A 10,110-nucleotide genomic window follows, 5' to 3' on the forward strand; every position below is an offset into this window, starting at 1 on the left:
TATTTGAATGGTGTCACGCTTGACTTTAGTCGCCCTGGAAAGCCAACAGATAATGCTTTTATTGAATCTTTCAATGGCAGCTTCCGGATGGAATGTTTAAATGCCTCTTGGTTTTTAAGCTTGAATGAGGCACGATCTAAATGTGAGAAGTGGCGTCAGGAATATAATGAAGTCCGTCCACATAGCTCAATCGGCAATAAAGCCCCGATTGAGCTGGTAAATGCCTCAAGGGAGGCATGCCTCCCTTGAGGCAAAACAACGGAATTTTCTTACACCCGATGGTCCAAAGATTGGGGCAAGTTCATATAGGGACGGGACCACATCGCGGTTGGACCACCAAAGTGGGGCACGTCAGTCTATCTGACAATAAATCTTGTATTGAGATATGTCGATCAAACCGATCTCTCATCGTTTGACGCAAATGCTTTAAAACATCTTTTATCTGATCTTCGGAAGTCATGTTTTTTCACTATATCAGTGGCTTGATCAAAGTCCTTTATCAGTATCATATCTCCCATAGGCTGCTGCGTTAAAAGCGGTTGAATAATAGATTGGGTCAAATCGGTAAGCTCAAAACGGCGGTGGCTCATGTTTCCCTCCAAATTAGTTGGAGGTTTTAAACATATTTGTTTGATTAGCTGTTGTCGTTGAGAAGATCCATGGGCAGGCTGGAAATGAAGTTGTTGAAAGACCCTTGCTGGACCGTGACATGGGCTTTTAGAAGTTCGGACGTTGTGGCGGCGTCGCGTTTTTCGATGGATTCCAGAATGGCTTCATGTTCGGCGAAGGATGTTTGCAGACGGTTGGGCGTGCGCAACTGGATGCGGCGATAAGGGGCGACGCGGTTGCGCAGGTTTTTTGTCTGTTCTGCCAAAAAGTTGTTGTGTGATCCCCGATAGATACATTCATGGAAACGCACATTCACATCATAATAGGCGTCAAATTCACCTGCTTTTACGCAGGGAACAGCGTCTAGATGACATAGACGAAGTTGTTTGAGTTCTTCATCACTCATGCGTTGAGCGGCGAGGGAACCGCACAGGCCTTCAAGTTCCGCCATGACCTCGAACATTTCGATAAGTTCTTTTAAGCCGACTTTGCGCACGGCGGCACCGCGTCGTGGCAGAATTTCGACCAATCCGATGGAACCGAGTTTGTGGAGAGCTTCACGTACCGGGGTGCGCGAGACATTAAAACGTTCTGTCAGGGTTTTTTCGTCGAGTTTTTCACCGGGCACCAACTTACCGGTAATGATCTCCTGCTCAAGCTGTTTCATGAGCTCTTCTGATCGTTTCACAGCCATATTTTATGCTCCTGTTCTCGTCGGGGAGTTTGTTGGTTTTCTCAAAATAAACAATTTTAATAATATTGTATACAAGATTTTTTAATTGTGAGGGGAGGGTGGGGTGTTGAGATGCGCCTTTAGGTTTGGGAGGGGAACTGGAAAACCTTGAAATATCGTACCTAATTTAGCGAAAATAAATTTAAAATTGTATTTTTGTATCGTCTAAGCGCTCTTTCTTGCATCATAAATAAATACTTTAATCAAAATTTTGTATACAAGAATTATTGACATTGTATTCGCTCGATGAGATAACCGAACCATAAATTTTTATAAGACGCAAAAATGCGTTGTTAAGTTTGATTTACATGGGAGTAAATTCATGTCTGCAAAAAAACTGTTTGGTGTTGCGTCCGCAGCGGCGTTGATGGTCGGTGTCGCAACAGCTGCCTTGACGGGTGCTGTTGAAGCGAAAACACTCAAAGCCTCTCACCAATGGAATACCAAGGACGTCCGTCACCAGATGGTGCAAATTGTCGCGGATGAGCTGGAAAAAGCGAACGTCGACCTTAAGATTAAAATCTATCCGTCCAAATCTCTATATAAGCCGAAGGAACAGTGGGCACCTGTCACAAAAGGTCAGCTGGACATTACGGCTTTCCCGCTTGCGTATGCTGCAAGTCGTCACCCGGAATTTGATGCGACCCTGATGCCTGGTCTGGTGAAAAACCATGATCACGCAGCGCGTTTGAACGATTCTGAGTTTATGAACGATATCAAGAAAATCGTTGATGATGCTGGCGCAATTGTGATTGCAGACGGCTGGCTTGCGGGTGGTTTTGCGTCCAAGAAAAACTGTATCCTTGACCCGAAAGATATCTCTGGTCAGGTGTCACGTGCGGCCGGTAAAGCGTTTGAACAAATGCTGGTCGGGGCAGGGGCCTCTACCGCGTCTATGCCAAGCTCTGAAATCTATACAGCCATGCAAACAGGCGTTTTGGATGCGGCGATCACAAGTTCTGGCAGCTTCGTTTCCTATCGTATTTTCGAGCAGACAAAATGTCTGACGGCACCGGGTGCAAATGCCCTGTGGTTCATGTACGAGCCGATCATCATGTCTAAAAAGACGTTTAGCAAGCTGACGAAAGAACAACAGGATGCCGTCATGGTAGCCGGTCAGAAAGCGGAAGAGTTCTTCTTCACAGCAGCAAAAGAAATGGACCAGAAAATGGTCGAAGAATTCAAAAAAGCTGGTGTTGAAGTTGTCGAAATGACAGACGCTCAGGCTGATGCATGGCGTGCGATCGCCAAAGAAACTTCTTACAAAGAATTTGGTAAGAAGGTTGAAGGCGGCGATGCGCTGATCGAAAAAGCACTTGCTGTGAAGTAAGGATAAAGTCCCCGTTGCTGTTCTCGACAACCCTTCCTCCCTGGGCAACGGGGCATCCTTCCCCCTAAAAATTATTAGCAGCAGAGTTTGAAAATGGATATTTTCTTCAAGACAATCCATGGCATCTCGACCCTGTGTGGCATTATTGCTTCATTGTTGATCGCAAGCTCGATCTTTGTGGTCTGCCAGATGGTCTTTATCCGCTATATCTTGAACGGATCAACTGTTTGGCAAACGGATTATGTGACGTTTGCTCTCGTCGGTGCCACTTTGATTGGCAGCCCCTATGTGCTTTTGCTTAAAGGTCATGTGAATGTTGACCTTCTGCCCCAGTTCCTCTCCCACCCACAGCGCGCAGTGTTGGCGTACATCGCTTCTCTTATGGGGCTGATTTTTACCAGTTTGCTGGGCTATTACGGCTGGGAATTGTTCCATGAAGCCTGGGTCGGCGGATGGGTGACTGAAACCGTTTGGGAATTACCGCTTTGGATCCCTTATATCGCAATGCCGATTGGTATCGGATTGCTGGCGCTCCAGTACGTTGCAGACATTCTGGCCCTGATGACAGGTCGCGAGATGCCGTTTGCAATGGAAGCGCGCGAACCGTTTGAAGGAGAGTAAGAATGGATCCGATTACAATTGGTATTATTATCTGCGTGGCGTTGGTTCTCGTTCTTGGTTCCGGTATTCCGGTGGCCTTTGGATTGGGTATTGTCTCCGTCGCCTCTCTCGTGATTTTGGAAGGTCCGGGGTCTATCTCCGGCATTGCGGAAACTTTTTACGCAAGCCTTGCGGAATTTGCGCTCGTTTCTATCCCTATGTTTATTGTCATGGGGGCGGTTGTTGCGTCTTCGCCAGCAGGCCGCGATCTTTATGCGGCGCTTGATCGTTGGTTAAACCGGGTTCCCGGTGGTTTGATTCTCTCAAACCTTGGGGCCTGTTCGATCTTTGCCGCCCTTAGCGGGTCTTCGCCTGCAACTTGTGCCGCCATCGGTAAAATGGGCGTGCCAGAAATGCGCAAGCGCGGTGTGTCCGATGGTTTGGCGACAGGTTCAATCGCGGCTGGTGGTACATTGGGTATTTTGATCCCGCCGTCCATCACAATGATTGTGTATGGGGTCGCAACAGAAACCTCTATCGGACGTCTGTTCCTTGCAGGTTTGGTGCCGGGCTTCCTGTTAACCATGCTGTTTATGGCATGGGCGTTGTATTCAGCGTGGCGTAAAGACCCGAACTTTATGAAGAACGCACCGCGTTTTACGTGGAAAGAACGCTTCCAAGTTTTGCCGCGTGTCCTGCCGTTTATCGGGATTATCATCGGGGTGCTTTATGTGCTTTACGGTGGGGTGGCAACACCTTCGGAAGCTGCGGGTGTTGGTGCCTTGTTGTGTCTGGTTGTCGCGATCGTGGTCTACAAGTTGTTCCAGTTCCGCAAAATCTGGGCGATCTTTTCTGACTCCATGAAAGAAAGTGTGATGATCTTGATGATCGTCGGGGCGTCAGCTTTGTTTAGCTACACACTGTCTTCTCTGTTTGTCACGCAAACTGTCGCCGAAACTATTGCGGGATTAGAAGTAAACCGTTGGGTCTTGCTGGCGTGTATTAACGTGTTCCTGCTGGTGGCCGGTATGTTTTTACCACCGGTTGCCGTGATCCTGATGACCGCGCCTGTCTTGTTGCCGATCATCACAGCGGCCGGGTTTGATCCGTACTGGTTTGCGGTTGTCCTGACCATCAACATGGAGATCGGTTTGATCACACCACCTGTGGGTCTCAACCTCTATGTGATCAACGGGATTGTACCGGACGTTAAGTTGACGACTGTTCTCAAAGGGGCGTTCCCGTTTGTGATCTGTATGATCTTGTCTATCCTGATCCTGTGTGTCTTCCCTGAATTGGCAACATGGCTGCCAAACACAGTGATGGGGGAAGCGCAATGAGAGCCGAGCTGTTTCACAATGTGTTGAATTCCATTGCGGATGCCGGACGCGATATCCTCAACCGTCGCACGGTTGCGGCTAATCAGGTAACTTGTGAAGCTGAGAAAACCCTTTCTCAGCTTTGCAGGGACCTGTTAAGCGAAAAAGGTGAAGCGTTGGGGACAGCCTTGGCATTGGAAGTCATTCAACGCTATCAGGGGCTGGATCAGACCGGACGTTTGGCTTTTTTCCTGATGCTGCGGGACGAGTTTGAACCGGCTCAGGAAAAGCTGGAAGATGCGATCTATACCTATCTAAATGATCCGACCCGCGAAAACCGCCAAGCGCTTGAACAGAGCGTTGAAGCGCCGCGCCAAGCTTTGATCCGGGCGATGAATATGGCGCCGGGCGGGACATCGGCCTTGTTGAAAATGCGCGAAGATTTGCAGCGTTTTCTCAAGGAAGATGGATCGTTAAAGGTTGTGGACAAGGACTTTGTCCATCTGTTTTCGTCGTGGTTTAACCGCGGTTTCCTGCGTATTCAGGAAATATCGTGGGAGACACCGGCGACGGTTTTGGAAAAAATCATCGAGTATGAGGCGGTGCACGCGATTGCGGACTGGTCTGATCTGCGTCGTCGGCTGGCGTCGGATCGCCGATGCTACGGTTTTTTCCATCCCGCGTTACCGGGGGAGCCGTTGATCTTTGTGGAAGTTGCGTTGACCAATGAGTTGTCCAAGGCGGTGCAGCCGTTGCTGGACCAAAATAAAATTGGTCAGGTGACAGAAGCCGATACGGCCATTTTCTATTCCATCTCCAATTGTCAGGAAGGTTTGAAGGGTATTTCTTTCGGCAACTTTTTGATCAAACAGGTGGTGATGGAATTGAAACAGGAACTGCCGAATATCAAGACGTTCTCCACCCTTTCCCCGATCCCGCTGTTTCGAAAGTGGCTGGATACCCAGTTTGAAGACATGCTGGGCAAGGAAGATGGAAACGAGGTCCTCGCACGTTTGCTCAAAGAACCGGCGTTTGCCAATAGTTATTACGATTTTAAACAACGACATATAAAAGAAGCGCAGGACTTGGGGCTGGAAGATGAAAAACTGCTTCGCACGCTCTGCGCCCTGTACTTGAAAGAAGTCAAACGCGCACAGGCGCCCTATGACCCGGTGGCTCGTTTCCATCTGGGCAATGGGGCACGGCTGGAACGGATAAACTGGCAAGGCGATATCTCCGCCAACGGGATAAAGCAATCCTACGGGTTGATGGTGAATTATCTCTATGACCTGAATTCAATTGAACAAAATCACGAAGCCTTCGTGAATAACAATGAAGTCATTATTTCTGACGATGTGGCTCAGCTTTTAAAAGCTGGCAAATAAAGGTAAAAAAAATGTATCAAGGTAATTATCTTGCGCAGCATTTGCGCGCCTCCTCCTCCGGCCGTGATGATGCAATCTTTGCGGTTATTGAAGGCGAGAAGTCCCTTTCTTATGGTGAGTTTTTTAAAGGGGCGGAAACATATGCCGCTGCCCTGATCAAGCGTGGTGTCAAGCCGGGGGATCGGGTTGCTGTGCAGGTGGATAAATCCATCGAAGTCCTGAAGCTCTATGTTGGTACAATTATCGCTGGCGGCGTTTTCCTGCCCCTCAACACCGCTTATACTCCGGCGGAGATTGAGTACTTTTTAGGTGATGCCAAGCCGCAGGTTTTTGTCTGCGCGCCGCAAAAGAAGGATGCGTTGAAAGCGATTTCGGACAAATGTAAGGTCGGTGCGCTGGAGACAATGGATAGCGCTGGTGCAGGGAGCATGTATGACCTTGCGTCCACACAAATGGCCGGAATTAAAGCGGTTGCGCGTGATGAAAATGATCTGGCGGCTATCCTTTATACGTCCGGTACAACAGGGCGGTCCAAAGGCGCGATGTTGAGCCATGGTAACCTGTGGAGCAACGCTGACACCTTGCGTGACTATTGGGGCTTTTCCCAAGATGATCGTTTGATCCATGCGCTGCCGATTTTCCACACCCACGGTCTGTTTGTGGCGACAAACACGACGTTTGCCGCCGGGTCATCGGTGTATTTCATGGCGAAATATGATGCTGATGCGGTCTTGAACGCGATGAATGACGCAACGGTCCTGATGGGTGTGCCGACTTTTTATGTTCGTTTGCTGGCTCATCCGTCCTTGAACAAGGAAACGACCAAGAACATGCGCTTGTTCGTGTCCGGTTCCGCCCCGTTGTTGGAAGAAACCCACGTTCAATGGCAGGAAAAAACAGGACATGCGATCCTGGAACGCTATGGCATGACTGAAACCAACATGAACACGTCCAACCCCTATGATGGTGATCGCCGCGCGGGTACAGTTGGCTTCCCGCTGCCGGGTGTGGAAGTGCGCATCATGGAGGGGGAAACTGAATTGCCAGTGGGCGAGATCGGTTCCATTGAAGTGCGTGGCCCTAACGTCTTTCAAGGTTATTGGCAGATGCCGGAAAAAACCAAGGAAGAACTCCGTGATAACGGCTTCTTCATCACTGGTGATTTGGGCATGATTGATGATCGTGGCTATGTGTCCATCATCGGGCGGTCCAAAGACCTGATCATTACGGGTGGCTATAACGTTTATCCGAAAGAACTGGAATTGCTGATCGATGATATCGATGGCGTTTTGGAATCTGCCGTGATCGGTGTTGCGCACCCTGATTTTGGGGAAGGCGTTTGTGCAGTGGTTGTACCGGAAGAGGGCGCGACCCTGTCTCAGGAAAGTATCCTTGATGCGATCAAAGACGATTTGGCAAAATACAAACAGCCGAAAAAGGTATTTTTTGTCAATGAGTTGCCGCGTAACACCATGGGTAAAGTCCAAAAGAAAGAACTACGCGACATCTATAAAGACACGTTCAGCGTCTAAGTTGGTTTAAAGAGGAAGATGTGATGAATACTCAAGTCCACCCAGACGGGACAATCAATTCAAAAACAGTGCGTTTTGGAATTGGTAAGCGATTGTTGAGCGCCTTTGGTGTTGTGGGGGGCTTGAGTGTTCTGGTGAGTTTAATTGCCTGGAACAGTCTGTCCGGTGTGATGGAAAGCCAGCGTAACCTGACGAAACAGAATGTTCCCGCGATTACGGGCGTTCAAAGTCTTGCCAATGTGACCACCCAATTGGTTGCGGCGGCCCCGTTGTTGTCGAATGCGCAAAACAGTTCAGAGAGAACCGATCGTTTTAGCGAAATTTCCACGCTGATTTCCATGGCAGGCGATCAGGTTGTTGAGTTGGACAAGCTGATTGACGATGCAGATACAGTATCTGACCTCAAGCAGCAAATTTCTGCCTTTCGCCCGTTGACCGAGGCGTTAAACCAGAACGTGGAAAGTCGATTGGAGGCTATGAATAAGCGTAAGGCGTTGGCACAATCGTTAAATGTTCTGCGCAAAGATATTAAAGAAGCGGTGGAACCTTACAGTTCTTCCGTAACCGATCGATTGATCGAAAATTCCGACAAATGGTATGAGTTGTTGGAAGAGGCCCGCGCGGCCGGTGTAAGTGCCCCGACACCGGACACAACTGATCTGGAAGTCGGCCCCATTCAGGCCGTGTCCTATCACAGTGCGGTTTTATCTTATGAAAGTACGGCAAACCATATGGTTGGCCTGTTAGCTGAAGGCGGCAAAAGCGAAGATTTAAAAAGCCTTGAAGGGATCGAGGAACAGTTTAGTGCTTCCGTCAATATGATGGTGGAGCCGATGGGCGTTATTGCGGCGCAAAGTGATGTGGCTCCCTTGACCGAAATTTTGCGTCAGCTCATGCAGATGGGGCAAAGAGGCGACCTGCAGGAAAATATCCTGAAGCTGCGCCGTCAAGAGTTGGAGCTGGAACAGACGGGCAGTGAATTGGTGACGCAGGCACGCGAGCTGTCCGATGATCTGTCACGTACCGTAAACCGGATTATCCTGACTGTGCAGGACGGAATGGATCAAACCATTCAAGAAAATGAATCGAAATCATCAAATACGCTGATTTTACTGGTCATTGCAGGTGGCGTGGCCGTTTTGATTGCCATCGGGATCGGTTGGTTTTATGTGCTGAAGAATCTGGTGTCGCGTCTGTTGGTGCTGGAAGGGTCCATGGAACAGATCGCTGAAGGTGATTTACAGACACGTATCAATCGCAATGGCAATGACGAGATCAGTAAGATGGCAGTTGCGCTGACTGTCCTGCGCAATGGCCTACGCGAAACTGAAAAACTGCGTCAAAGTCAGGAAGAAATGAGCCGCAAGGCAGAGGCGGAAAAGCAGGAAAATGCGAAGCGTCTGGCAGGTGAATTCAACGCATCTGTGGGGCAGGCCATTACGATTCTGTCTGACAATATGCGCGATATTCGCGAGCAGGCCCAGAGCATGAACCAGAAATCGCAGGAAACTTTGTCGGAAACCAAAGAAGTTTCCGACGCTTCCCAGATTATGACGCAGGACATTGCACTGGTTGCGTCCTCCACCGAAGAATTGTCGGCCTCCATTGCCGAGATTAGCCAGCAAGTCACGTCCAGTACGGAGGTTGCAAGCCGTGCGGTTGACCGATCACAGGTGATGAATGGCAGTATTACGCGACTGGAATCGAGTGCGCGCGAAATTGAAAATGTGATTAACCTGATTAATTCCATCGCAGAACAGACCAATCTGTTGGCCTTGAACGCAACCATTGAAGCCGCGCGTGCAGGCGAAGCGGGGAAAGGCTTTGCTGTTGTTGCTTCGGAAGTTAAGAATCTGGCAAACCAGACGTCCGGTGCCATTGATGAAATTGCTGTCTTGATCGGGGATATCCAGAAAGAGGTTAGTCAGGCCGTTAGTGCCAATGGCGAGATTTCAGAGGTGATTGAAGAGATCAACCAGTTATCCGCCATGATTGCGGCGGCTGTAGAACAGCAAAGCGCGGCAACGGTGGAGATCAGCAATACGGTCAATAATGCAGCCAATCAGGTGGATGTGATTACATCACGTATTCAGGCGGTGAGTGATGATGTGCAGATGACCGGACAAGTGAGTGAAGAGGTCTTGAAAGGCGTTTCCCAGATGGATCAACAGACCACTACGGTGGAGAATGACGTGCAGGTCTTCCTGAAAGATATTCGCGGGTAATCCAAAAAAAAAGCCTGCATGAAAATGCAGGCTCAGATCTCTGACAAACCCCGTCAATTTTGGCGGGGTTTGTTATTTTCTATAAGGTTGTGTTTTTTGTTCTGTTGGACATTTCTTTAAGCAGGTTGCTCCACTGCTTCATTTTCAGGCATATGTGGGCGTTCCAGTGGGTAAATATCGCCATAAAAACCTGAGACGGGCTAAGATGAGGGCGATTTTCTTGATGTTTTGGGCGGTGGCTGCCATCAAGCATTGCTCTTTCACTTTAGTCAGGCCTCTCAGACGGGCATAGCGGTGCCCATGTAGTTGTTTGGCATCAGCAAAACTGCGTTCCACAGTTTCCTTGCGCCGTTTGTAAATCGCTTTTCCCCAAGGCG

10 protein-coding genes are annotated in these 10,110 nt (G+C 49.1%); 7 read left to right on the top strand and 3 right to left on the bottom strand.

The annotated features are described in order from the left end of the window. Positions 1-249 (top strand): integrase core domain-containing protein (locus Q397_RS24870; protein WP_156950806.1); only part of this gene is annotated, 249 nt, incomplete at its 5' end. A gap of 143 nt (positions 250-392) precedes the next feature. Here the strand turns inward: Q397_RS24870 and Q397_RS0119375 are convergent. Both Q397_RS0119375 and Q397_RS0119380 read right to left on the bottom strand, forming a co-directional pair. Beyond that, positions 393-590: a hypothetical protein gene (locus tag Q397_RS0119375; RefSeq protein ID WP_028880808.1), complete on the bottom strand. Its 198-nt coding sequence runs from the start codon at positions 588-590 to the stop codon at positions 393-395. A gap of 44 nt (positions 591-634) precedes the next feature. After that, positions 635-1,303: a GntR family transcriptional regulator gene (locus tag Q397_RS0119380; protein ID WP_028880809.1), complete on the bottom strand. Its 669-nt coding sequence runs from the start codon at positions 1,301-1,303 to the stop codon at positions 635-637. Positions 1,304-1,664: 361 nt separating this feature from the next. Here Q397_RS0119380 and dctP point away from each other — a divergent pair, with 361 nt between their 5' ends. From dctP to Q397_RS0119410, 6 genes are all read left to right on the top strand, one after another. Beyond that, the gene (gene dctP, locus Q397_RS0119385) at positions 1,665-2,672 is read left to right on the top strand and encodes a TRAP transporter substrate-binding protein DctP (protein ID WP_028880810.1); all 1,008 of its coding nucleotides are present in this window, start codon (positions 1,665-1,667) and stop codon (positions 2,670-2,672) included. Between the two features lie 93 nt (positions 2,673-2,765). Continuing rightward, positions 2,766-3,293, top strand: coding sequence for a TRAP transporter small permease (locus tag Q397_RS0119390; protein WP_028880811.1), 528 nt, complete (start codon positions 2,766-2,768; stop codon positions 3,291-3,293). 2 nt (positions 3,294-3,295) lie between these two features. Continuing rightward, complete coding sequence (locus Q397_RS0119395; RefSeq protein ID WP_028880812.1) at positions 3,296-4,612, top strand: TRAP transporter large permease; 1,317 nt, start codon at positions 3,296-3,298, stop codon at positions 4,610-4,612. Further along, positions 4,609-5,976: a malonyl-CoA decarboxylase gene (locus tag Q397_RS0119400; protein WP_028880813.1), complete on the top strand. Its 1,368-nt coding sequence runs from the start codon at positions 4,609-4,611 to the stop codon at positions 5,974-5,976. Before Q397_RS0119395 ends, Q397_RS0119400 begins: the two co-directional genes overlap by 4 nt. 11 nt (positions 5,977-5,987) lie before the next feature. Then, positions 5,988-7,508 carry a malonate--CoA ligase gene (locus Q397_RS0119405; protein ID WP_028880814.1) on the top strand — a complete coding sequence of 507 codons (1,521 nt, stop codon included), beginning with the start codon at positions 5,988-5,990 and terminating at the stop codon, positions 7,506-7,508. Positions 7,509-7,531: 23 nt separating this feature from the next. Continuing rightward, positions 7,532-9,733 carry a methyl-accepting chemotaxis protein gene (locus Q397_RS0119410; RefSeq protein ID WP_028880815.1) on the top strand — a complete coding sequence of 734 codons (2,202 nt, stop codon included), beginning with the start codon at positions 7,532-7,534 and terminating at the stop codon, positions 9,731-9,733. Positions 9,734-9,877: 144 nt separating this feature from the next. Here the strand turns inward: Q397_RS0119410 and Q397_RS24875 are convergent. Beyond that, a partial coding sequence (locus Q397_RS24875) for a transposase (protein WP_205618869.1) occupies positions 9,878-10,110 on the bottom strand: 233 nt, incomplete at its 5' end.

This window comes from Terasakiella pusilla DSM 6293 (assembly GCF_000688235.1).
Taxonomy (GTDB): domain Bacteria; phylum Pseudomonadota; class Alphaproteobacteria; order Rhodospirillales; family Terasakiellaceae; genus Terasakiella; species Terasakiella pusilla.

Coding starts and splice junctions, on each gene's coding strand:
- Q397_RS0119375 (WP_028880808.1), bottom strand. CDS start 590: ATGAGCCACCGCCGTTTTGAGCTTACCGATTTGACCCAATCTATTATT.
- Q397_RS0119380 (WP_028880809.1), bottom strand. CDS start 1,303: ATGGCTGTGAAACGATCAGAAGAGCTCATGAAACAGCTTGAGCAGGAG.
- dctP (WP_028880810.1), top strand. CDS start 1,665: ATGTCTGCAAAAAAACTGTTTGGTGTTGCGTCCGCAGCGGCGTTGATG.
- Q397_RS0119390 (WP_028880811.1), top strand. CDS start 2,766: ATGGATATTTTCTTCAAGACAATCCATGGCATCTCGACCCTGTGTGGC.
- Q397_RS0119395 (WP_028880812.1), top strand. CDS start 3,296: ATGGATCCGATTACAATTGGTATTATTATCTGCGTGGCGTTGGTTCTC.
- Q397_RS0119400 (WP_028880813.1), top strand. CDS start 4,609: ATGAGAGCCGAGCTGTTTCACAATGTGTTGAATTCCATTGCGGATGCC.
- Q397_RS0119405 (WP_028880814.1), top strand. CDS start 5,988: ATGTATCAAGGTAATTATCTTGCGCAGCATTTGCGCGCCTCCTCCTCC.
- Q397_RS0119410 (WP_028880815.1), top strand. CDS start 7,532: ATGAATACTCAAGTCCACCCAGACGGGACAATCAATTCAAAAACAGTG.